Origin of the sequence: Micromonospora sp. NBC_01412 (assembly GCF_045040215.1) — a bacterium.
In the GTDB taxonomy this organism is placed as follows: domain Bacteria; phylum Actinomycetota; class Actinomycetes; order Mycobacteriales; family Micromonosporaceae; genus Micromonospora; species Micromonospora rubida.
Genome location: NZ_CP109528.1, coordinates 784,608 through 806,269, shown reverse-complemented (window position 1 = coordinate 806,269; position 21,662 = coordinate 784,608). Strand labels below are relative to the sequence as shown.

Below are 21,662 nucleotides of genomic sequence, written 5' to 3'. Positions count from 1 at the left end.
TCTACGCGGACGCCGGTGTCATGACGGTGCCGCCGGGTGACACCGTTCTGACACCCGCGCGGTGGCATGGTGGGGATCATGCGCGTGCTGGTGGTCGAGGATTTCGAGGTGCTGGCCCGTACGGTGGGTGTCGGGTTACGCCGTGAGGGCATGGCGGTCGACGTGGTCCTCGACGGCGACGCGGCCCTCGATCACCTGGCCGTGACCCGCTACGACGTGGTGGTGCTCGACCGCGACCTGCCGGGCGTGCCTGGCGACGAGGTGTGCCGGCGGATCGTGGACGAGCACTCGGCGACCCGGGTGCTGATGCTGACCGCGGCCTCGTCGGTGAAACAGCGGGTCGACGGCCTGGGCCTCGGCGCCGACGACTACCTCGCCAAGCCCTTCGACTTCGCCGAGCTGGTCGCGCGGGTGCGGGCGCTCGGCCGGCGGCCGGGCACGGCCGTGCCACCGATCCTGGAATACGGGGAACTCACGCTCGACCCCGGCCGCCGGGTCGCGACCCGCGAAGGACGCCGGTTGGAGCTCAGCCCGAAGGAGTTCGCCGTGCTGGAGTGCCTGCTCGCCGCGCACGGCCGGCTCGTGTCGGCGGAGGATCTGCTCGAACGGGTCTGGGACGAGGCGGCGGACCCGTTCACCACGGCGGTGAAGACCACCATCCGCCGGCTGCGGACCAAGCTGGGCGACCCTCCGATCGTCCACACCGTTCGCGAGGGCGGCTACCGGGTCGGCGAACCGTGATGCACGTCCGGCTTCCCCGGCGGAGCCTGCATGTCCAGCTCACGCTGCTCTACGCCGTGCCCTTCCTGATCTCCGGCGTCGTGCTGCTCGCGATCCCGCTGCTGGGCAACAAGCAGGCTTCCCCGGCGGGTCCGGTCGCGGATCCCGCCGGCGTCCCCGGCGACGGCGGTCACCTGGACCGGCAATTCACCACCTCGGCGTGGGCCATCGCCGGCATGGTGGTGGTCTCCCTGCTGCTCGGCTGGTTCGTCGCCGGCCGGTTCCTGCGCCCGCTGCGCACCATCACCGCCACCGCCCGGGAGATCTCCGCCAGCGACCTGCACCGCCGGCTCGGCCGGACCGGTCTGCACGACGAGTTCACCGACCTGGCCGAGACGCTCGATGACCTGTTCCAGCGGTTGCAGGCCGCGTTCGAGTCGCAGCGGCACTTCGTCGCCAACGCCTCGCACGAACTCCGTACCCCACTCACCGCCGAGCGGACGGTGCTCCAGGTGGCGCTCGCCGACCCGGACGCTCCCGCCGAGACGCTGCGGTCGGCGTGCCACGAGGTCCTCGCGCTCAACGACCAACAGGAACGCCTCATCGAGGCGCTGCTCACCCTGGCCCACGGCGAACAGGGCCTCCAACCGCACACCTCGCTCGACGTCGCCGACACCGCCGCCGAGGTGGTCGCCGCCCGCCATCAGGACGCCGGCCGGCGAGGCATCCGGATGCACACCGCCCTCGATCGGGCACCGGCGACCGGCGACCCCGACCTGATCGAGCGCCTGGTTGTCAACCTGGTCGACAACGCCGTGCGGCACAACGCCCCGGGCGGGTGGGTCGAGATCAGCACGACGACCACCGCGACCGGCGGCGCCATCCGGGTCAGCAACTCCGGCCCGGTGGTGCCGCCCGGCGAGGTCGACGCGCTGTTCCAGCCGTTCCGGCAGGTCGGCAACCGCCGGATCAGGCACCCCGACGGACACGGGCACGGACTCGGTCTGGCCATTGTCCGCGCGATCGCCGAGTCGCACGGGGCGACCCTCGACGCCCGGGCCCGGGCCACCGGCGGTCTCGACATCGAGATCGGGTTTCCCGGATGAATGAGCCGCGGCCGCCGGTCTGCCCCGACCGGTCCAGCCGATCTGTGGCAGGCGGCGTCGGTCAGCCGATCGTGGCGAGCAGGTCCCGGCACGCCTGCTCGCAGGCGCGGCAGGCCTCGGCGCAGATCCGGCAGTGCTCATGTATACCGGCGTGCCGCTCGCACTCGTCCCCGCAGGAGCGGCAGGCGGTGACGCACGCCTCCAGCAGCGATCGGGTGATGTTCGCGTCGTAGCCGGTGTGCCGGGAGATCACCCGGGCGGTGGCGGCGCAGATGTCCGCGCAGTCGAGGTCCGTGCGGATGCACTTGGCGAGCATGCCCACGTTGTCCTCGCCCAGGCAGGCGTCCGCGCAGGCGGTGCACGCCTGGGCGCACGAGGTCAGGGCGTCGATCGTCAGTGCCAGCCGGTCGCGGTCCAGGTTGATCTCGGCCGGGTACGCCTTGAGCATGGCGCTCGTCGTCGCCGTCATCGCGGCTGCTCCTCTCGTCGCGGGCCCGTCCCCTGGCGGTACCCGTTCTGCCCGGCGTAAATCCGCATGCCCCGTTCCCGCGCCGGCACTACGGTGTCCCGGCCGAGTGGGAGGGAAGAACGATGGGACACGCGATGGGGCAGCGCCGGAACGCGCAGGTGATGGTCTTCGACGCCGACGACACGTTGTGGGAGAACAACGTGTTGTTCGAGCGGGTGATTGACGACTTCCTTGACTGGCTGGACCACCCCACGCTCGACCGGGTCGAGATCCGGAAGGTGCTCGACGACGTGGAGCGGGCCAACGCCGTCTCCCACGGGTACGGCAGCAAGGTCTTCCTGCGCAGCCTGGGTGAGTGCCTGGAGCGGCTGCGCGAGCGTCCCGCCACCGACGCCGAGCGCCGGGAGATCGACCTGCTGGCCGAGGCGCTCGTCGCGCACCGGGTCGAGCTGATGCCCGGGGTCGCCGAGACGCTCGACGCGCTGGCCGGGCGGCACCGGCTGCTGCTGCTCACCAAGGGCGACCGCGAGGAGCAGCAGCGCAAGCTGGACGCGTCCGGGCTGCTGCACCACTTCCACGCCGCGCACATCGTCCCGGAGAAGGACGCCGAGACCTACCGGTGGCTGGTCGGGGAGCATGGCTTCGACCCGGCCGGCGCCTGGATGATCGGCAACTCCCCGAGGTCGGACATCCTGCCGGCGCGGGCGGCCGGGATGCGGGCGGTGTTCATCCCGAACGAGAACACCTGGGTTCTGGAGCACGACGACCTCGACCCGACGGATGCCGGGGTGCTCCGGCTGGCCGCCTTCCCGGAGCTGCTCCGGCACTTCTGAGCCCTCGTCCGGCCTTCGTGACCCCCCGGGACGGACCCGCTCCCGGTGGGTACAGCGCCGGGACCGCTGCCCCTGTTACGGGGACGTGCCGGTTTTCGGCATTGACGTCAATCATCCCCACCCGGCGGCGGGAAGCCTTGTCCGACCTGCGGCGACGGACCTAGCCTTGGCCGGCGCTCGCGGCTCGTCGGGGTGAGTCGTGAGCGTGCCGAAATCCGGCGGTGGAGCACCGTGGAGCTGAGTGCGGGCGGGCTGGCTCGCCGCGTTGAGCCCGGCGTGGGCGGCGTGCCGCGCGCCCGTGCTCGTCGCGGCAGATTCCGCTGCCATGCCGGACGACGGCTGGTGGTCAGGGCCGGGGAGTTGCGGACCCGGTCCTGACCCGAGCCGACCCTGCGGGGAGCCTCCGGGTCGCGGGCCGGCGTGGCCGGCAACCGTGGGTCAGGAGATCTCGCCCCGGACGATCGCCACCGCCACCCGGCAGAACTCGTCCATGTCCGGCTGGAAGCCGGCGGCGATGTCCGGGTGCAGCCCGGACCGGGTCTCGTCCAGCAGCCGCTGACAGACCTGCTCGACCGGCTCGCCCGCGTAGCTGACCCGGATCCGCTCGGTGGCCGCCTGCAGGGCCGAAGTCAGCTGATCCTCCAGCGGGCCCCGCAACTTCCGCTGCACGGGGTCGAGCCCGCTCGGGTCGAGCGTGACATGTGGCTCCGACATCGGCGCTCCCTTCGTCGGCGTCCGCGGTACCCCACCTCGGGCGTCGGTCAAACCATGGCCGGCACGGCGGCCACCCGTACCTGGTAGGAGAATTCCTCCGCCGGCTCCTCCAGGTACGACAGCCGGCGGATCTGTCGGTCGTCGGTGTAGAGCGCGACGTCGGCGAGGACCCCGAGGTGGGTCAGGCCGATCGTGGCGACCCGCTTCTTGTTCTGCAGCACCGCGCACACCCCGCCGAGCAGGGTGCTGGCGTCGGAGACGCGGTGCCCCGGCGGACAGCGCAGGGTCACCTCCACCTCCACCGGCCCGTCCAGCGGGGTCCAGCCGGTGCGCTGGGCCGCCGAGCAGGCCGCCAGGAGCAGGGCCCGGACCCTCGTCGCCTGCCGGTGCCCGGCGGCGAAGATGGACAGGGCTTCGGTCTTCACCGGTGGCAGGCCGCTCACCTCGAACGTCAGGGCGAGAGCGCGGGTGTCCTGCACGACGGCACCTCCTCGTCGTCAACGATCCTGCCCAACCGGTGGACCGGCAGCGGGGAGATCGCTCGATTACCCACCGATCGGGCAGGCGGGGCCCGGCCGGAGATGTGTCGACTTCGACGGCGACGCCTGGCGGCCGAGTTGGGCGAACGCTGGGGAAACGCTAGTCGAACCGGTGGACGCTGGGTAGCATCGCCGGGCCCGTGTCGGAACGTTCCTGCCGCCGGGCGGGCGTCAGGGCCTGGGGCGCGGCGCGAAGGCGCAGAACTCGTTGCCCTCCGGGTCGGCCAGCACCCACCAGCCGATGTCGGCGTCGGGCTCGCGCAGCAGAGTCGCGCCGGCGGCGATCAGCCGGGTGGCGTCGGGGCCGGTCAGGTCGACGTCCCAGTGCACCCGGTTCTTCACCCGCTTGCGCTCCGGCACCGGGTCGAAGACCCAGCGGTCCCAGGGGAAGCCGGCCGCGCCGACGACGGACGCGGTGCCCTCCTCGGTCGTCTCCGCCCGGCCGCCGACGATCCCCGCCCACCAGGTGGCCTGGGTGACCGGGTCGGCGCTGTCCACCACCAGCTCGAACGTCCCCGGCCGGGAGCCCTCCCGGGGGGCGAAGGCGCAGAACTGGTTGCCCTCCGGGTCGGCCAGCACCCACCAGCTCACCTCCACGTCCGGCTCGCGGACCAGCCGGGCCCCGGCCGCTAACAGCTCCGTCGGCTCCGGCCCGGCCAGTCGCAGGTCGAGGCGCACCCGGGTCTTGGCGGCGCGCGGCTCGGGCACCCGGTTGACCCAGATCGACTCGGCGCCGGGGCCGCCCCGGGGGTCGATCCGGGCGTCCCCGTCGCCGGTGTCGACCACCTCGCCGTCGAGCACACCGGCCCAGAAGCCGGCCAGCCGGAGGGCGTCGTTGGCGTCCATGCAGAGGTCCTTGAAGCGCGCGATCATCCGGCCATCATGCCGGCCGGGTCCGAAAGCCCGCCCGTGGCGGTCAGCGGCGACCGCGTTTGATCTCGTGGAAGGCCGGCAGTCGCAGCAGCGGCAGCAGCGAGTCCCACACGGTCAGCGCGTCGTCGGTGCCGGGGACCTCGGTCAGGATCGGGCCGTGGATGCCGCGCTCCGCGCCGGGCACCGTCAGCACCGGCGAGCCGATGTCCGGGCCCGCCGAGGAGTACGCCAGCGCGTGCGACTCGCGTACCGCCTCGTCCCAGCGGTCGTCGTCGAGAGCCGGCGCGGCGGCGTCGAGGCCGGCCGCCTCGACGGACGCGTCGACCAGCTTGTCGGAGATCGGGTTGCCGGCGTCGTGGGTGCGCGCGCCCAGTTCGGCGTAGAAGCGGCCGGTGTCGTTGCCCCGGCCCTCGGCGCGCAGCGCCTCCACCAGCCGCAGCGCCCGGCCGGAGGCGGCCATCGCCTCGGCGAACTGCGGCGCCACCTTCCCCTCGTTGAGGATGGCGAGGCTGAACGACCGCCACTCGACGGTCAGCCCGCGGGCGTCGGCCACGGCCACCAGCCAGCGCGAGGTGCGCCAGGTCCACGGGCAGGCAGGGTCGAAGAAGAAGGTGGCGTCCATCCGCCGAGCGTACGGCGGGACCGGCCGGCCCGCAGCGGTCCGCGATCGCCCCGACCGCTGACAGCGGGGACGGTGGGGTGGGTCGCCGGGCTGGTCTGATCTCACCGGCAGGTCCAGGCGGCGCACCGATGGTGTCCAGATGTCCGCCAGGTGAAGGAATTCTTCATCATCGTCAAGCCCGGTGCAAGGTCTCGACATAGACGGACGTCGCGATATATGGTGCGGCGACCCGGGCGACATGATCACAGTCGCCCTTTGTAGGCGACGAGGAGTGACGGTGACTGTTCGGAGACCCCCGCGTCGGGTGAGCCAACTGCTCGGCGGCGCAATGATCCTGATGATCGGCCTGACCGGCCAGCCAGCCCTGGCCGCGCCGCAGCAAGGCGCGGAGACACTCTCCGCAGCCTTCGACAAGGCTGCGGCCCGCTCTGACGTACCGCGTGACCTGCTCGCCGCGCTCGGGTACGCGGAGACCCGGCTGGACGGCCACAACGGCGAGCCCAGCGCCTCCGGCGGGTACGGCGTGATGCACCTGACCAGCAACCCGAAGGTGCGGACCCTCGACGAGGCCGCGCGCCGTGCCCGACTGGACCGTACCGAACTGCGCACCCGTGACGCGGCGAACGTCGCGGGCGCGGCGGCGGTGCTCCGCTCGTACGCCGATCAGGCCGGGCTCACTGCGGCGCAGCGCGACGACGTCAACCAGTGGTACGGCCTGATCGCCCGCTACGGCGGCTCGTCGGACAAGGCCACCGCCCGGCTGTACGCCGACGCCGTGTACGACCTGCTCGGCAGCGGCTTCAGGGCGTCCACGGCCAGCGGCGAGGTTACCGTGGACGGCCGTCCGGTCGCGCCCCAGCGGGGCGACTACGCCGACGTGGCGCCGGTGGGCACCGCCGACATGGGCACCCTGAGCACCGACTACGGTCCGGCGGCCTGGGTGGCGGCGAACTCGTCCAACTACACGGCCTCCAGCCGCGAGTCGTCGTACCCGATCAACTACGTCATCATCCACACCATGCAGGGCAGCTACGCCGGCTCGATCAACTGGTTCCAGAACGCAGCCGCCGGCACCAGCGCGCACTACCTGCTCCGCTCCTCCGACGGCGCGGTGACCCAGATGGTGCGCGACAAGGACGTCGCCTGGCACGCGGGCAACTGGACCTACAACACCCAGTCGATCGGTATCGAGCACGAGGGCTACGTCGACAACGCCTCCTGGTACACCGACGCGATGTACCGGTCGTCGGCCGCGCTGACGCGGTACCTGTGCGACAAGTACGGCATCCCGAAGACCCGCAGCAACATCATCGGTCACAACCAGGTGCCGGGCGCCACGCACACCGACCCAGGTCCGAACTGGAACTGGACCTACTACATGCAGCTCGTCACCGGCACCACCACGCCTCCGCCGACCTGGTCGACCATCGTGGACAACACCACCGCCGGCCGGTTCACCGCGAGCAGCAACTGGGGCACCTCGTCGTACTCGTCGCAGCGCTACGGCGCCGACTACCGGTTCGCCGACCCGGTCGCGGCCAGCGACGCCGCCTGGTACAAGGTGAACATCCCGGCCACCGCCACCTACCGGGTGGAGGTCTGGTACCCGGCCGTCGCCGGCTACAACACCACTACGCCGTACATCGTGGCGACCAGCAGCGGCAACCAGACGGTCAGCGTGAACCAGTCGGCCAACGGTGGTGGATGGCGCTCGCTGGGTAACTTCACCCTGGCCGCCGGGGACGCCAACAAGGTGGGTATCAGCCGGTGGTCCGGTAGCACCGGCCTCGTGATCGCCGACGCGATCCGCATCACCCGCGTCTAGCGCGGCAGCGCGGTAGCCCGACAGGGCGCCAGCGCGGCAACGATGTGCAAGGAAGGGTCCCCTGCTATCAGATTCTCTGTAGCAGGGGACCCTTCCTGCCTACCGCAACGGCAGTTGCCTGGCGGTAGCCGCGTCGCCGGTAGTGGCAGGTCCGGGCTTGGTGTTGACGGTGGCGTCGCGATCGGAATCAGGCTCACACCTGCTCGACGAGACGACGCTGCTCCTTCGCACCCGTCGGCATCCGCGAGCTCGACACCGCAGCAGCGACGACTCCCTGCTGCGCCGGCTAGGAGTCGTCTACGTCTCACCGGATCGCTCCCAGCAGGCATGATCGAACGATCGAGCTCTACCTCGAACGCGAGAAGATCGCGATCTATCCCTACGACCTCTGACCGGCAACCCCCGAGTCAGGGTGATTGTGAAGTCGGGCGGGAGCGCTTCGATCAGGAGGTCTGGGGGTTCCTGGCGTGGGCGTCGCTCCACGGCTGGTATGCCTTTCGGTGCCTATGGAGCTGAGTCGGATACGACATCAGCCGCGCTCGCCGTGCTCGGCGACCGTAGGCGACGACCCGACGGCGGTTGGGTAACGCGACGGCGGTGGCCCGACCGGCGGTGATGACGTGGACGACTCAGCTCCAAAGGCACCGCCCCACGGCATCGACCGCCCCGCCCACAGCTCCGCCCCGGGCCACGGTCCCCGGCCGACCAGGGACCGCACCCGCGACAACGCAATGACACTGACCCCGAGTGTGAACGTCTTCTCGGTAGCGATCGTTCCGTCTTGGGCCCTGCTCGCCCGGGCATCCTGCACTTGACGTTGACACTGTGACAGGGTCTTCACTGGGTGCAGGAGGTGGTCCCCGTCAACTCGACACACCGGAATTCACAGGACACGCGCCTGCTCGACGCGCTGGGCGCCGGAGACTCGTCGACGCGGCTCCAGGCGGCTCTGGCGGTTGGCACGCACGCCGACCCTGGCCTCGTCGATGCGCTCGTGGCACGGTGCGCGATCGAGCCGGACTTCTTCGTGCGCGACATGCTCACCTGGGCGTTGACCCGCCTGCCGTCGGAGATCACGGTGCCCAGACTCCGCGCGGAGCTTCGTTCCGAGCGCGCTCAGGCCCGAAGCCAGGCGTTACATACGCTGTCCAAGATCGGGGACGGGAATGTGTGGCCCGCGATCACGCGGTCGTTGCTGCACGACGCCGACGACGAGGTCGCGCGAAGCGCATGGCGTGCTGCCGTCGTCCTCGTGCCCGCCGGGGAACAGGGAGGGCTGGCCGCGGAGCTGGCCGCACAACTCGGTCGCGGCGACCGGTTTGTGCAACTGAGTCTCAGCCGAGCACTCGTCGCACTCGGAGACGTGATCGAGCCGGCCCTGCGGACGGGACTGGCGAGTGACGACCCGACAGTGCGTGCGCATGCCCGCGCCACGGAGCGGCTCCTACGGGACCCGGATGCCGGTTTCGATCAAGCCCTCGGCGAGGCGATACGGGTCGTCGCGCTCGGCCCGGAACGGGCCGAGGGAACAGCGTGCTGATCGGCGAGGTGGCACGCCGCTCGGGGGTGAGTACCCGGATGCTCCGGCACTACGACTCCCTCGGGCTGGTGCGACCAACAGGCCGCACCGTGGGTGGCTACCGTGAGTACTCCGCCGAGGACATTCGCCGGATCTTCCACGTGGAGAGTCTGCGGTCCCTGGGACTGTCGCTGCGACAGATCGGACGCGCTCTGGAGGATCCCGCCTTCGCGCCGTCCGCACTGGTCGGCGACCTCATCCGACGGACCGAAGACCGACTGAAGCGGGAGCAGGAGCTACTCGAGCGGCTCCGTACGGTCGATGCCTCGGCGCCCTCCGGCTGGCAGGGCGTCCTGCGCATCGTCGAGCTCCTGCACGGGCTCAACTCGCCCAGTGCCGCGCGCCGACAGCAGACCGTCCTGGCCCCGGCCGAGGACGTGCCGGTTCCCACCGAGCTGCTGGCTGGGGCGGTCCTCGCCGAATCCGATCCGAACGTCGCCGGCGCCCTGCGGTGGGCCCTCGCGCGGGCGGGCGGTGACGGTGTGGCGAGCGTGGCGAGCGGCGTGTATTCGGAGGACGTCGACATCCGGCGGCGCGCGGTCCTGGCGATCGCCGAGATGCCCGGTGACGAGGCGACCGCGGTGCTCGCGGACGCGCTCGGGGACTCGGATACGACGGTGCGCAGGCATGCTGCTCTGGCATTGGGTACGCGTGGCGCGACCGCAGCCGTGCCGACACTCGTCGGCATGGTGGTCGAGGGCACGAACGATGTCGAGGCGGCCGAGGTCCTGGGGGCGTTGTCACTGGACCCAGGGTGCGGGGACCGGATCATGAGTGCACTGGTCGACGAGCTCGCCGCACACGCTTCGGACTCCGCGGTGCGGATACGCCTGACCCAGGCACTCGCCGAGATGCCGGCGACCATCGCGCAGGGCGTCCTGCGGCAATTGGCCCACGACGATGACCGGGCTGTCGCCCTCATCGCCTCGGCCCTCGTGGGAGTGCTCGAAGAGTAGTGATGGCGGTGTCCCCGCGTTCGTTATCGCCGGCTTCGCGGCCCACCTCGCCACCGCCCACGGGCACCACCACCATCACGACAACGACGGCATCGGCTTCGGCCCCACCGCCGTCGAACTCGCCCGCGCCCTGACCGCCATGCGCCTCGGCGACCCCCACCGGGCCGTCACCGCCCACCGACAGGCCACCGGCGGCGACGCCTGGCACCAGCTCCCCGCCGAGCACCGGGCCGCCCACCTGATCGACATCACCCGCGCCCATCTCGACCTCGGTGACCCCCGCGCCGCCGGACGCGCCCTCGTCACCGCCGACCGCATCGCCCCCGCCGAGACCCGCACCCGCCCCGCCGCCCACACCGCGCTTACCGCAGTGCTCCGCGCCGGCCCCACCGCCGCCGACGTGGCCCGCCTCGCCGCCGTCGTCGGACTGACCCGGCAATGACCACACCGAACACGGTGGGTCAGGCGGCGGCCCAGTCGACGGCCAGGGGTAGCCCGACGAACGTCGCGTACGCCTCCAGCGCCGCGTCGACCCGGGCCCGGGTGGCCGCGTCGAAGTCGACCAGCGGGCGCACCGCGACCTTCACCTTCGTCTTGGTCAGCGTCCGCTTCCAGGTGCCGGCTACCCGGCCGCCGCGCACCACCGTGGACTGGAAGACCCCGTTGGCGCCGGGGATGATCGCCTGTTTGTGCGCCGCGTCGAGCATCAGCGACCGGTCCTTGTAGCCCAGCAGGTATTCGTCGAAGCCGGGCAGGGTGTGCACGTCGTCGACCGGCTCCCGGGGCGCGTCGAGCAGGGCCGGATCGACCACCGCCTCGACTCCGTCGACCGTCACGGTGGTCAGCGCCGCCCCGGCGGCGGCGATGCCCCGCTTGGCGTCGGCGGCGGTCAGGCCCGTCCAGCCGGCGAAGTCCTTCCGGGTGGTGGGGCCGTGGCTGCGGAAGTAGCGCAGCGCCAGGATGCCCAGCGCCTCGTCGCGGTCGGGGCGGTGCGGGTCGGGCACCCACTCGTCGAGCAGGGTGAAGGTCTGCTCGGTGCCGACGTGCGGGGCGATGCAGGTGACGCCGCGCTGGGCCGCGTACCAGATCAGGTGGTAGCCGCGCTGCCCGGTGGTGTCGATGCCGGCCGCGTTGAGCGTGCCCAGGCATTCCGAGCGGGTCATCCGGACGCCGCCGGCCAGCGCCCCGCCGAGCACGTCGGCGGCCCGGTCGGCGTCTTCCAGGCTGAGGCCGAGGATCGCCCGCCGGGGCCCGGCGGCGTCCAGGATGCGCACCCCGGTCACCTCCAGCATCCAGCGGGCGTCCCGGGACGGCACCAGGTGCACGGTGCCGCGCATCGGCCAGGTGCGCAGCGCCTCCCGACGCTCCAGCGCCGCCTGCACGTCGGCGTGCGTCCAGCCGGGCAGCCGCAGCCCGAGCGACCACATGCCGCTCGCCACGTCCTGCGCCTGCATCGCGCCGAACCACTCGACCACGCCGGCCACGTCGGTGGGCCGGGCGGTGGGGTGGGGGCGCAGCAGCAGGCTGGTCATCCGCAGCGCGAGCGCCTCCGCGCCGGTCAGCTCCGCCGACCCGGCCGGTGCCGCCGCCGTGCGTGTCCTCGCGCCGCTCGTTGCCACGTGGTCAGCCGCCTTCCATCCGGGTCGACGGTCAGCATAGGACCGGGCACCGACACCCACCGGGCCCGCGCGCCCCCGTGCCGGCCCGGTTAGGGTGGGCTCGTGCTCCGTCAGGTCACCGGAATCCGGTATGTCACCCCCCTACGCGAGGGCGGCTCGCTGCCCGGTGTGGTCGAGGCCGACGACCTCGGCACGTACGTGGCGAAGTTCCGGGGGGCGGGGCAGGGGCCGAAGGCGCTGGTCGCCGAGGTGATCTGCGCCGAGCTGGCCCGCCGGCTCGGGCTGGCGGTTCCCCGGCTGGTGGTGCTCGACATCGACCCGGTGATCGGCCGGGCCGAGCCCGACCAGGAGGTGCAGGAGCTGCTGCGCGGCAGCGGCGGGCCGAACCTCGGGATGGACTTCCTGCCCGGCGCGCTCGGCTACGACCCGGTGGCGCACCCGGTCGACCCGGCGCTGGCGTCCCGGGTGCTGTGGTTCGACGCGTTCACCGAGAACGTCGACCGGAGCTGGCGTAACCCCAACCTGCTGATCTGGCACCGCGAGCTGTGGCTGATCGACCACGGCGCCTGCCTGTACTTCCACCACAACTGGCCGCGCGCCGAGGCGGCGGTGCACCGGGCGTACCGGGCCGACGACCACGTGCTCGCCCCGTACGCGAGCCGGCTGGCCGAGGCGGACGCGGACCTGGCGCCCCGGGTCACCCCCGGGCTGCTGGCCGAGGTGCTGGCCCTGGTCCCCGACGCCTGGCTGGCCGGGCCGGACTTCGACTCCGCCGACGCGGCCCGCGCCGCGTACGCCGACCATCTCACCCGCCGGGTGGCGCGCACCGCCGACTGGCTGCCCCAGGGGAGCGCCGCGTGAGAGAACCCTTCGAGTACGCGGTGATTCGGCTGGTGCCCCGGATCGAGCGCGGCGAGCAGATCAACGTCGGGGTGATCCTGTACTGCCAGGGGCGGGACTTCCTCGCGGCGCGTACCCACCTGGACGCCGACCGGGTCCGGGCCCTCGCGCCGGACGTGGACCTGGCCGAGGTCGCGGCGGCGCTGGGCTCCTGGGACCGGACGTGTGTCGGGGACGGGCCGTCGGGGCGGATGAAGCGCGGGGAGCGGTTCCGCTGGCTGGCCGCGCCGCGCAGCACGATGATCCAGACCAGCCCGGTGCACACCGGGTTGACCGCCGACCCGGCGGCGGAACTGGACCGGCTGCTGGACGCCCTGGTCCGCTGAGCGTGCTCCGCACGGACCCGGTCGGACCCGTTCGGAGACGGCGGCGGTCCCCCTGATCGCGCTACGCCGGCCCGTCGCCGGCGGAGCGCGATCCCCCGTTCAGGTCGCCCGGCGCGGGGCGGCGGCCCCCTGGCCGTCGGCGCCGGCCCGCTCAGGATGGCGCTCGCCAGGCCCGCCGGAGCCCGCCGACCATGGAACTTGCGCAAATCTTGAGTGGCCGGTCACTTTCGGTCACCCCCGGCGGGGCTGTGGCACGCGCACCGAGGCCATCCCCGCCGCGGTGGCGGCCTGGATGCCCAGGTCGGCGTCCTCGAAGACCAGGCAGGACCGCGGGGGTACGCCGAGCAGCCGCGCGGCGAGCAGGAACCCCTCCGGGTCGGGCTTGGGCCGGGCGTAGTCCCCGGCGCAGACCAGCACGTCGAACCTGTCGAGGAGGTCGAGCGCGGACAGGGAGGCGGTGACGGACTCGCGGGTGCTGCCCGACACCACCGCGAACGGGATCCGCCCGTGGGCGTCCTCGATGTGCCGCAGCACCCCGGGCACGCCGGCTGCCGTCGGCAGGAGCTGCTGGTACAGGGCCACCTGGCGGGCGGCGACGGCCCCCACCGGCATGGCCAGGCCGTGCCGCTCGTTGAGGTCGGCGACGATGTCGGCCACCGTCCGGCCGGCCCAGGCGTAGAAGAGTTCCTCGGGGAGGTCGCAGCCCCACTCGGCGAGGGCCTGCCGCCAGGTGGCGTGGTGCTGGGGCATCGAGTCGACGATGGTGCCGTCGCAGTCGAACAGGTACGCCTGGAAGTCGCCGTCGGGCAGGGGCAGGATCACCGGCACAGGCTATAGCGCGCCCGTGCCCACCTGTCTCCGCGTGGGGTCGGCCGCCGACGGTCAGAGCCGGCGGTGCATGACGAGCAGGTCGACGTACCCCCGGCTCGGGTGCCGGAAGCCCTCGGGGATCCGGCCGACCACCGCGAAGCCGAGGGACCGCCACAGCGCCACCGCCCGCTCGTTGCTGGCCACCACCGCGTTGAACTGCATCGCCCGGTAGCCCTCGGCCCGGGCCAGGTCCAGCACGTGCGCGCCCAGCGCCCGGCCCACCCCGCGCCCGGCGGCGGCCGGGGAGACCATGAAGCTCGCGTTGGCCACGTGATTGCCGGGGCCGAGCTGGTTGGGGGCCAGCTTCGCCGTCCCCAGCACCGTCCCGGCGTCGTCGACGGCGACAACCGCCCGGGCGGGCGGGCCGGGCAGCCACAGCCGCCGGGCGGTCGCCTCGTCGACGTCCCGGGGCCAGGTGTACGTCTCACCGGCGGCCACGATCCGCCGCAGGAACGGCCAGATCTCGGGCCAGTCGGCGGCGGTGGCCTCCCTGATCAGCATGCGTCGAGCATGCCAGCGCGCGGCCCGGCGGCGGCACCGACCCGGCGTTTGACGTCGCGGGGAACGGGTAGGCGCCGGAGCTGACCTGAACCGAGGAGAGGAACATCTGATGGACGGCCAGATCAAGGTCGCGGTGATCTACTACAGCGCGACCGGCATCACGTACCAGATGGCGGTCGCGGCTGCCGAGGCCGCCGGGGAGGCCGGTGCGGAGGTCCGCCTGCGCAAGGTGCGTGAGCTGGCGCCGGACGAGGCGATCCGCTCCAACTCGGGGTGGCAGGCGCACCGCCTGGAGACCCAGGAGGTCATGGAGGCCGAGCCCGACGATCTGTCCTGGGCCGACGTGGTGATCTTCGGCTCGCCGACCCGGTACGGCATGATCGCCGCGCAGCTCAAGCAGTTCATCGACACCACCGGGCCGCTGTGGGCGAACGGGGCGCTGGCGGACAGGGTGTACTCCGCGTTCACCTCGACGGCGACCACGCACGGCGGGCAGGAGTCCACGCTGCTGTCGCTGCTGACGATCTTCTACCACTGGGGCGGCGTCGTGGTCACCCCCGGCTACACCGACCCGAGCCAGTTCATCGCCGGAAACCCGTACGGCGCCTCGCACACCAGCAACAACGGCGAGGTCGCCCCGGACGCCGTGGCGCTCGGCGCGACGGCGCTGACCGCGAAGCGGGCGGTGCGGATCGGCGCGGCTCTGAAGAAGGGCCTGGCCGCCAGCTGACCCTCTCGTCGAGCGACCGGTGGCCGGACGGGGGCTCTCGTACCCGTTCCGCCCACCGGTCCGTACCCGTTCCGCCCACCGGTCGCTGGCGTCCCTACCCCCGGTCGGCGGGCCCATGCGCCGAACCGGCCGGCGCCGGGTGCGCGTGGGCCGGCGCCCGGCCCGGTGGCACCGACAGCAGGTGCCCGAGCAGGTCGGCCAGCACCGCCAGGCCGTCGCGGCTGAGCACCGACTCGGGGTGGAACTGCACCCCGGCGAAGCCGGGTCCGCGCAGCGCGTGCACCGCGTGGTCGACGGGGTCCCGGGACAGCTCCACCGGCCCGTACGCGGTGGCCACCCGGTCGGCGTCGGCGACGGGGGTGAAGGTGGAGTAGAACCCGACCCGCCGGCTGGTGCCGAACACCGTGACGTCCCGCTGCAACCCCTGGTAGGGCGCGTCCCGGCGGCGCAGCGGCAGCCCGAGCAGCCCGGCCAGGAGCTGGTGGCTCAGGCACACCGCCAGGGTGGGGGCGGCGGCGGCGAGCCGCCCGGCGAGCAGGCCGCGCAGGGCGGCCATCTTCGGCTCGTCCACCGCGCGCGGGTCACCCGGCCCGGGGCCGGCCACCACCAGGTCGTACCCGTCGTCGGCGGCGCGGTGCCACGGGGTCAGCTCGACGGCCAGCCCGAGGGCGCGTAGCTGGTGGGCGAGCATGCCCGTGAAGGTGTCCTCGCCGTCCACGATCAGCGCCCGGCGGCCGGTCAGCCCGGGCAGCGCCAGCGCCCCCGTGGGCCGCTGGTCCAGCCAGAACCGGGCCAGCGGGGCGTTGCGGGCGGCCAGCGCCGCCTGTACCTCCGGGTCGTCGGCGAGCCGCTCGACCGGGCCGGGGCCCGGGTCGGGGGCGTCGGGGCGCAGGCCGAGGGCGGCCAGCACCCCGGCGGCCTTGGCGTGGGTCTCGGCCACCTCGCCCTCGGGCGTGGAGTGGCGCACCAGGGTCGCCCCGACCGGCACCCGCAGCTCGCCGGCGGGGGAGATCTCGGCGGTCCGGATCAGGATCGGCGCGTCCAGGGTCTGCCGGCCGGCGTCGTCGCGGCCCAGCAGGGCCAGCACCCCGGCGTAGTAGCGCCGCCCGGTCGTCTCGTGCCGGGCGATCACCCGGCAGGCGTTCTCCATCGGGCTGCCGGTGACGGTGGGGGCGAACATCGTCTCCCGCAGCACGTCCCGCACGTCCAGGCGGCCCTGTCCGGCCAGCAGGTACTCGGTGTGCGCCAGGTGGGACATCTCCTTGAGGTACGGGCCGACGACCTGCCCGCCGCGCTCGGCGACGCGGGCCATCATCTTCAGCTCCTCGTCGAGCACCATGTACAGCTCGTCGATCTCCTTCGGGTCGGTGAGGAAGCGCAGCAGCGCCGCCCGGTCCGCCGTCCCGCCGTGCCTGAAGGTGCCGCTGATCGGGTTCATCATGACCAGCCCGTCGTCGACGCTGACGTGCCGCTCCGGGCTGGCCCCGACCAGGATCCGCGTCCCGGTGTGCACCACGAACGTCCAGTACGCGCCCCGCTCGCGCAGCAGCAGCCGGCGCAGCGCGGCCAGGGCGGCGACCAGCGGGGAGCCCTGCACCGCGGCCCGCAGGGTGCGGTGGATGACGAAGTTCGCCCCCTCGCCCCGGCCGATCTCCTCGGCCAGCACCCGGGCGACGATGTCGGCGTACTCGGCGTCGGCGATGTCGAACCCGGCGTCGGCGGTGGCCACCGGGGCGTCGGGCAGGGCGGCGAGCGCGTCGGCCAGGGGTAACCGGGCGTGCCCGGCGATCTCCAGGCACTCCAGCGGGGTGCCGTCGTCCACGCAGTCGAACCCGCGCTCGGTGACCTGCCGGTAGGGCACCAGCGCCAGGGTGCGGGGACCGGGCGGCCCGTCGGGCAGCGGGACGTCGGCGAGCCGCTCGACGGGACGTACCGTGCCGGTGAAAAGCTCCAGATGGTCGGCGCCCTCGCGGCGCACGAGCGCGAAGGGGCCGGGGTCGACGCCGCGGGCGACGGCGGCGAGCAGGTCGTGCGGGCTGGTCATCGGGTTTCTCCTGGGGCCGGGCGTCGCCGTCGGGGGCGGCCCTGGGCCGGGGGAGAGAACCGGCGACCGCCTCGTCAGGCGGCCGCGTGGGAAGCTACGCGCGGGGGTGGACCGCCGGGTCGGCGGGCCACCAGCAGGTCGGGTGCGCGGGCATGCGATCACCCTACGCGCGCCGCCGCCCGCCCGGAACCCGATCCCGGGGTACGGGACCAGCCGGCGGCCACCTGCGGTGACGCGGACCGGCGGGCCGCCACGCCGACCGGCGGGTACGGTGATCGACGATGGACATCCTCGCCCTCGACCTGGGCACCTCCTCGGTGCGGGGTCTCGTGCTGGACACCGGCGCGACCCCGCGGCCCGGCGCCCTCGCCCGCCGCAAGATGCGCCTCACCGTCGACGACGACGGCGCCGGCACCCTGGACGGCCTCACCTACCTGGCCTGCCTCGCCGAGTGCCTGGACGAGCTGGCCGCCGGCGGTCACCTGCGCGACGTCGGGCTGGTCGCCGTCTCCGCCCAGTGGCACTCGGTGTTGCCGGTGGACCGGGCCGGCGAGCCGCTCGGTCCGGTGCTCACCTGGCTGGACACCCGCCCGGAGCCGCTGGCCGGCGCGACCGGCCCGGCCGACGAGGCCGCCTACCACCGGCGCACCGGCACCTGGTGGCACCGCTGCTACTGGTCGGTCCGGCTGCCCTGGCTGCGGGAGCGCACCTCGACCCCGCCGGCCCGCTTCATCGGCCTGGCCGGGTTCGTGCTCGGCGCCCTGCTCGACGCGGCCCCGATGTCGGTGTCCGAGGCCTCCGGCACCGGGCTGCTCGACCTGAACACGCTGACCTGGGACGCCGAGGCGTGCGAGCTGGCCGGCGCGGGCCCGGGGGAGCTGCCCGAGCTGGCCCCCGACGGCTGGCGGGGCCGGCTGCGGCCGGAGCACGCCCGCCGCTGGCCGCAGCTCACCGACGCGGCCTGGGCCGCGCCGGTGGGGGACGGGGCCGCCTCGAACGTCGGCTCCGGCGCGGTGGGCCCGGGCCGGGCGGCGGTGACCGTCGGCACGTCCACGGCCGTCCGGCTGGTCCAGGCCGTGCCGGCCGGCGCGGAGCTGCCGCCGCTGCCCGCCGGGCTGTGGCGGTACCGGGTCGACTACGAATACGTGGTCACCGGGGCGGCGTACTCCAGCGGCGGCAACCTGTTCGCCTGGGCCGGGCGGGAGCTGCGGCTGCCCGAGGGCGCCGCGCTGGACGCCGCGCTGGCCCGGATCACCCCGGGCGGCGGGGTGTCGGCCAATCCGCGCTTCGGCGGCGACCGGCCGCCCGGGCAGGCCCCGGCCGGCTCCGGCGAGCTGCGCGGGCTGAGCCTCGACACTGGAGCGGTCGACATCCTCGCCGGACTGATGTCCGGGATCTGCCGGCTGGTCGCCGCCGACCTGACCGAGCTGGAATCCACCGTGGACGGGCCGGTCGAGGTGGTGCTGGGCGGCGGCGCGCTGGCCGCGTCCGGGTGGTGGCGGGAGTCGTTCGCGGCCGTCCTGGCGCCCCGCCGGGTGCGCTACCGGCCCGACCCGGAGATCGGCGCGACCGGCGCGGCCCGGGTGGCGCTTGGCCGGCTGGACGAGCCGGTGGCGCTTCGCGACATCGGCCGGACGGATGAGGTGGCCTCACCGACCCCGTCAGGTCCGCGCGGCCCCCAGTATCCTTCCTGATCTTCTGTTCAGGTGAGCCCGTTGACAGCGCCGGCCTGCCTGGTTGGATGGACCCCGCTCCCCGATGCGGCGGACGCGAGGGCCTAGGAGGCATGTGTGGGCGTAGGTCCCGATCCGGGCGACAGTGGAGTGTCCAGCCACAGTCGGCGCCGGTTCGACGTCCGCGTGGTGCCGCACCGCCGCCGCTCGCCGTTTCGGCTGCGGGACTGGCGAATGGGGACGAAGCTCGTCACGGTGCTCGTCGTCCCCTCGGTGGCGTTCCTGGTGCTGGCCGGGGTGCAGACCCGGGGGCTGGTCGGGCAGACCACCGCGTTGAGCGACTTCGCCCGGCAGGTCGACATCGGCCGGGAGATCACCGCCGTGGTGCACCAGCTCCAGCAGGAACGCGACCGCACCGCTGGTGAGCTGGCCGAGCTGCGCCGGGTCGGCGGCCGGGCCGACCGGGACGCCACGATCGCCGCGCTGCGGCCGTTGCACGCCGCCAGCGACGCCGCCGTGCGGGAGCTGCGGCGGGCGGCCGGCCCGCTGGCCGACGCCGACGCCGCCTGGCAGGTCGCCTACTCGCAGGCGCTGGAGGCGTACGACCAGGTGATCTACATCCGGGCGACCGTGCCCCCGGCGGTGCTGGCCAGCGACACCATCCTCGGCAACTACCACCGGGCGGTCGACGCGCTGCTGACCCTGCTCGCCCAGCCCTCGCCGGGGGAGGGCCAGCGGGTGCTCAACGACAGCGTGCTGCGCTACGTCCAGCTCGCCCGGGTCAAGGAGCTGTCCTCCCGGGTCCGCGCCGAGCTCTACGCCGCCGCCCGCGCCGGCCGGTACGGAGTGGCGGACCAGGTCGAGCTGACCGACCTGCGGGCCCAGCAGCTCACCGCCCTCGGCGCGTTCCGGGTGGCCGCCACCACTGACCAGATCCGCCGGTACGACGCGGCGTCGGCGGAGCCGGACCTCGCCGCCGCCACGAAGCTGGAGGAGCAGAGCCTGCCCAGCGGCGGCGCCGCGCCCCTGGTGCTGAACGCGTCGCAGTGGTGGGCGGCCAGCGAGCTGCGCCAGGATCGGCTGCGACAGCTGGAGGTCGGCGTCCTCGGCGACGCGGTGACCCAGGCCGATGACGCCAGATCCGGCCAGTTGCGGACCACCCTGCTGGTGGTCGGCGGGATCGGCACGGTGCTGCTGGTCGCCCTGCTGATCTCGGTGCTGGTCGGGCGGTCCGTCGCCCGCTCGATGCGGTTGCTTCGCGGCCAGGCGCTGCGGATCGCCCAGATCGACCTGCCCGAAGCCCTGGACCAGCTGCGGCAGGTCAACAGCGGGGTGTCCGACATCGAGGTGCCGCCGGCGGTGGTCCGCTCGCTGGACGAGATCGGCGAGCTGGCCGAGGCGTTCGTCGCGGTGCACCGCAGCGCGGTCAGCGTCGCGGTGGAGCAGGCGACCATGCGGCGCAACGTCAACCTGATGTTCGTCAACCTGGCCCGGCGCAGCCAGGTGCTGGTGGAGCGGCAGCTCGAACTCCTCGACGGCCTGGAACGCGACGAGAGCGACCCGGACCAACTGGAGAACCTGTTCCGGCTCGACCACCTCGCCGCCCGGCTGCGGCGCAACGACGAGAGCCTGTTGGTGCTCGCCGGCAGCGAGTCGACCCGGCGGTGGAACCGTCCGGTGAGTCTCGCCGCCGTGCTGCTGGCCGCGAGCGCCGAGATCGAGCAATACCAGCGGGTACACCGCGAGCAGGTGGCCGACCTGCACATCGTCGGGCACGTCATCGGCGACCTGGTGCACCTGTTCGCCGAGCTGTTGGAGAACGCCACCGCGTTCTCCCGGCCGGACACCGTCGTGCTGGTCGCCGCCCGCCCCGAGGGCCTCGGCGCCCTGGTGGAGCTGACCGACCGGGGGCTCGGGATGAGCCAGGCCGCGCTGGCCGAGGCGAACGAGGTGCTGGCGTCCCCGCCGGCCGCCGACGTCGCGGCGTCCGAGCGGATGGGCCTGTTCGTGGTGAGCCACCTGGCCGCCCGGCACGCGGTGCAGGTGCGCCTGCACCCCCGCGAGGACGGCCTGGTGGCCCTGGTCCGGATCCCGGCGACCCTGCTCACCGGCGCCCCGCCGGCCCAGCTCGACCCGCCGCCGTCGCGGCGGATGCTGACCACCACGCTGGCCCCGACGGCCCGCCCGGGCGGGGCCGTTGCCGCGCGGAACGGCGTCCCAGGGCCCGTGCGGGCCGGCTTCGCCGTTGCCGTCCCGTCGGGGTTCGCCGGGTCCGCGGAGCCGGGCGGCGCCGTCGCGGGCCGGGCCGGCGACGGCGGCCCGGCGGCCCCGGGTGAGCTGCCGGTGGCCGGCCGCCGGCAGCGCCGCGTGACCGCGCCGCGGCAGTCCCGGCCGGTGCCGGTGCGGGCGGATGACGTGCTTGCCCCGGCCGCCGGGGTGCCCGCGGACGGCGGGGGCGGCTGGTGGTCGCGGGAGGGCCCGACCACGGGCGTCGCCCCGGCGGCCCCGGCGCCCCCGGCGGTCCCGGTCACCGGGGGCACCAACGAGCGAGGCCTGCCGGTGCGGGTGCCGATGGCGCAGCTGTCCGCCGTGACGCGGTCCGCCCGGCCACAGAAGCCGACTCCACGGCACGACCCGGACCCGGAAGCCGTCGGCGGCATGCTGTCCCGGCTTTACAGCGGGGTGCGGCGGGCCGAGGCTGAGGAGACCACCGAGATCAGCTTGCCGCCGGCCGGCGGGAGCACCGAAGGGGGACAACAGTGA

General features: G+C 73.7%; 21 protein-coding genes. 12 read left to right on the top strand and 9 right to left on the bottom strand.

Features of this window, described 5'->3' with window-relative positions:
* The first annotated feature begins 78 nt into the window (after positions 1-78).
* Together OG617_RS03395 and OG617_RS03390 are read left to right on the top strand one after the other, a co-directional pair.
* Positions 79-741 (top strand): response regulator transcription factor, encoded by a 663-nt coding sequence (locus OG617_RS03395; protein WP_405098564.1) that lies wholly within the window; start codon positions 79-81, stop codon positions 739-741.
* Complete coding sequence (locus OG617_RS03390; protein WP_405098562.1) at positions 741-1,826, top strand: sensor histidine kinase; 1,086 nt, start codon at positions 741-743, stop codon at positions 1,824-1,826. Before OG617_RS03395 ends, OG617_RS03390 begins: the two co-directional genes overlap by 1 nt.
* 61 nt (positions 1,827-1,887) lie before the next feature.
* On the opposite strand, the gene OG617_RS03385 is transcribed toward OG617_RS03390, so the two are convergent.
* Positions 1,888-2,295 (bottom strand): four-helix bundle copper-binding protein, encoded by a 408-nt coding sequence (locus OG617_RS03385; protein WP_396682188.1) that lies wholly within the window; start codon positions 2,293-2,295, stop codon positions 1,888-1,890.
* Positions 2,296-2,429: 134 nt separating this feature from the next.
* On the opposite strand from OG617_RS03385, the gene OG617_RS03380 reads away from it, so the two are divergent.
* On the top strand, positions 2,430-3,128 hold the full coding sequence (locus OG617_RS03380; protein ID WP_396682328.1) for an HAD family hydrolase: 699 nt from the start codon (positions 2,430-2,432) through the stop codon (positions 3,126-3,128).
* A 438-nt stretch (positions 3,129-3,566) separates the two neighbouring features.
* Here OG617_RS03380 and OG617_RS03375 read toward each other — a convergent pair whose 3' ends face one another.
* The 4 genes from OG617_RS03375 to OG617_RS03360 all read right to left on the bottom strand — a co-directional run bounded on the left by OG617_RS03375 (position 3,567) and on the right by OG617_RS03360 (position 5,876).
* Positions 3,567-3,842, bottom strand: a complete 276-nt coding sequence (locus OG617_RS03375; protein WP_405098560.1) for a hypothetical protein — start codon at positions 3,840-3,842, stop codon at positions 3,567-3,569.
* Positions 3,843-3,889: 47 nt separating this feature from the next.
* Complete coding sequence (locus OG617_RS03370; protein WP_396682184.1) at positions 3,890-4,321, bottom strand: hypothetical protein; 432 nt, start codon at positions 4,319-4,321, stop codon at positions 3,890-3,892.
* A 231-nt stretch (positions 4,322-4,552) separates the two neighbouring features.
* Positions 4,553-5,254 carry a VOC family protein gene (locus OG617_RS03365; RefSeq protein ID WP_405098557.1) on the bottom strand — a complete coding sequence of 234 codons (702 nt, stop codon included), beginning with the start codon at positions 5,252-5,254 and terminating at the stop codon, positions 4,553-4,555.
* A gap of 43 nt (positions 5,255-5,297) precedes the next feature.
* Positions 5,298-5,876 (bottom strand): DsbA family protein, encoded by a 579-nt coding sequence (locus OG617_RS03360; RefSeq protein WP_405098555.1) that lies wholly within the window; start codon positions 5,874-5,876, stop codon positions 5,298-5,300.
* Positions 5,877-6,153: 277 nt separating this feature from the next.
* Here OG617_RS03360 and OG617_RS03355 point away from each other — a divergent pair, with 277 nt between their 5' ends.
* From OG617_RS03355 to OG617_RS03340, 4 genes are all read left to right on the top strand, one after another.
* Positions 6,154-7,701, top strand: a complete 1,548-nt coding sequence (locus OG617_RS03355; RefSeq protein ID WP_405098553.1) for an N-acetylmuramoyl-L-alanine amidase — start codon at positions 6,154-6,156, stop codon at positions 7,699-7,701.
* Positions 7,702-8,554: 853 nt separating this feature from the next.
* A complete protein-coding gene (locus tag OG617_RS03350) occupies positions 8,555-9,241 on the top strand; it encodes a HEAT repeat domain-containing protein (protein ID WP_405104091.1) in 687 nt (228 codons plus the stop codon).
* Complete coding sequence (locus OG617_RS03345; RefSeq protein WP_405098551.1) at positions 9,235-10,236, top strand: MerR family transcriptional regulator; 1,002 nt, start codon at positions 9,235-9,237, stop codon at positions 10,234-10,236. The genes OG617_RS03350 and OG617_RS03345 overlap by 7 nt, the downstream gene beginning before the upstream one ends.
* Positions 10,181-10,678: a hypothetical protein gene (locus tag OG617_RS03340; RefSeq protein WP_405098549.1), complete on the top strand. Its 498-nt coding sequence runs from the start codon at positions 10,181-10,183 to the stop codon at positions 10,676-10,678. The genes OG617_RS03345 and OG617_RS03340 overlap by 56 nt, the downstream gene beginning before the upstream one ends.
* A 19-nt stretch (positions 10,679-10,697) precedes the next feature.
* Here the strand turns inward: OG617_RS03340 and OG617_RS03335 are convergent, their stop codons facing one another.
* Positions 10,698-11,855, bottom strand: a complete 1,158-nt coding sequence (locus tag OG617_RS03335) for a winged helix DNA-binding domain-containing protein (RefSeq protein ID WP_405098547.1) — start codon at positions 11,853-11,855, stop codon at positions 10,698-10,700.
* 102 nt (positions 11,856-11,957) lie between these two features.
* Between OG617_RS03335 and OG617_RS03330 the strand changes: the two genes are divergently transcribed.
* Positions 11,958-12,716, top strand: coding sequence for a HipA family kinase (locus OG617_RS03330; RefSeq protein ID WP_405098545.1), 759 nt, complete (start codon positions 11,958-11,960; stop codon positions 12,714-12,716).
* On the top strand, positions 12,713-13,081 hold the full coding sequence (locus OG617_RS03325; RefSeq protein WP_405098543.1) for a DUF3037 domain-containing protein: 369 nt from the start codon (positions 12,713-12,715) through the stop codon (positions 13,079-13,081). The genes OG617_RS03330 and OG617_RS03325 overlap by 4 nt, the downstream gene beginning before the upstream one ends.
* A gap of 231 nt (positions 13,082-13,312) precedes the next feature.
* Here OG617_RS03325 and OG617_RS03320 read toward each other — a convergent pair whose 3' ends face one another.
* Together OG617_RS03320 and OG617_RS03315 are read right to left on the bottom strand one after the other, a co-directional pair.
* Complete coding sequence (locus tag OG617_RS03320) at positions 13,313-13,903, bottom strand: HAD family hydrolase (RefSeq protein ID WP_405098541.1); 591 nt, start codon at positions 13,901-13,903, stop codon at positions 13,313-13,315.
* A 60-nt stretch (positions 13,904-13,963) separates the two neighbouring features.
* Entirely contained in the window at positions 13,964-14,452 is a 489-nt protein-coding gene (locus tag OG617_RS03315; protein WP_405098539.1) for a GNAT family N-acetyltransferase, read from the bottom strand.
* Positions 14,453-14,561: 109 nt separating this feature from the next.
* Between OG617_RS03315 and wrbA the strand changes: the two genes are divergently transcribed.
* The gene (wrbA, locus tag OG617_RS03310) at positions 14,562-15,182 is read left to right on the top strand and encodes an NAD(P)H:quinone oxidoreductase (protein ID WP_405098537.1); all 621 of its coding nucleotides are present in this window, start codon (positions 14,562-14,564) and stop codon (positions 15,180-15,182) included.
* Between the two features lie 94 nt (positions 15,183-15,276).
* Here wrbA and OG617_RS03305 read toward each other — a convergent pair whose 3' ends face one another.
* Positions 15,277-17,226, bottom strand: coding sequence for a chorismate-binding protein (locus OG617_RS03305; RefSeq protein WP_405098535.1), 1,950 nt, complete (start codon positions 17,224-17,226; stop codon positions 15,277-15,279).
* Between the two features lie 281 nt (positions 17,227-17,507).
* On the opposite strand from OG617_RS03305, the gene OG617_RS03300 reads away from it, so the two are divergent.
* Positions 17,508-18,920 carry an FGGY family carbohydrate kinase gene (locus OG617_RS03300; RefSeq protein ID WP_405098533.1) on the top strand — a complete coding sequence of 471 codons (1,413 nt, stop codon included), beginning with the start codon at positions 17,508-17,510 and terminating at the stop codon, positions 18,918-18,920.
* A gap of 213 nt (positions 18,921-19,133) precedes the next feature.
* Positions 19,134-21,662, top strand: a complete 2,529-nt coding sequence (locus OG617_RS03295) for a nitrate- and nitrite sensing domain-containing protein (protein WP_405098531.1) — start codon at positions 19,134-19,136, stop codon at positions 21,660-21,662.

Excerpts from the sequence above, each read along its gene's own strand:
- OG617_RS03395 (WP_405098564.1), top strand. The coding sequence starts at position 79 with ATGCGCGTGCTGGTGGTCGAGGATTTCGAGGTGCTGGCCCGTACGGTG.
- OG617_RS03390 (WP_405098562.1), top strand. The coding sequence starts at position 741 with ATGCACGTCCGGCTTCCCCGGCGGAGCCTGCATGTCCAGCTCACGCTG.
- OG617_RS03385 (WP_396682188.1), bottom strand. The coding sequence starts at position 2,295 with ATGACGGCGACGACGAGCGCCATGCTCAAGGCGTACCCGGCCGAGATC.
- OG617_RS03380 (WP_396682328.1), top strand. The coding sequence starts at position 2,430 with ATGGGGCAGCGCCGGAACGCGCAGGTGATGGTCTTCGACGCCGACGAC.
- OG617_RS03375 (WP_405098560.1), bottom strand. The coding sequence starts at position 3,842 with ATGTCGGAGCCACATGTCACGCTCGACCCGAGCGGGCTCGACCCCGTG.
- OG617_RS03365 (WP_405098557.1), bottom strand. The coding sequence starts at position 5,254 with ATGATCGCGCGCTTCAAGGACCTCTGCATGGACGCCAACGACGCCCTC.
- OG617_RS03360 (WP_405098555.1), bottom strand. The coding sequence starts at position 5,876 with ATGGACGCCACCTTCTTCTTCGACCCTGCCTGCCCGTGGACCTGGCGC.
- OG617_RS03340 (WP_405098549.1), top strand. The coding sequence starts at position 10,181 with ATGACCGGGCTGTCGCCCTCATCGCCTCGGCCCTCGTGGGAGTGCTCG.
- OG617_RS03315 (WP_405098539.1), bottom strand. The coding sequence starts at position 14,452 with ATGCTGATCAGGGAGGCCACCGCCGCCGACTGGCCCGAGATCTGGCCG.
- wrbA (WP_405098537.1), top strand. The coding sequence starts at position 14,562 with ATGGACGGCCAGATCAAGGTCGCGGTGATCTACTACAGCGCGACCGGC.
- OG617_RS03305 (WP_405098535.1), bottom strand. The coding sequence starts at position 17,226 with ATGACCAGCCCGCACGACCTGCTCGCCGCCGTCGCCCGCGGCGTCGAC.
- OG617_RS03300 (WP_405098533.1), top strand. The coding sequence starts at position 17,508 with ATGGACATCCTCGCCCTCGACCTGGGCACCTCCTCGGTGCGGGGTCTC.
- OG617_RS03295 (WP_405098531.1), top strand. The coding sequence starts at position 19,134 with ATGGGGACGAAGCTCGTCACGGTGCTCGTCGTCCCCTCGGTGGCGTTC.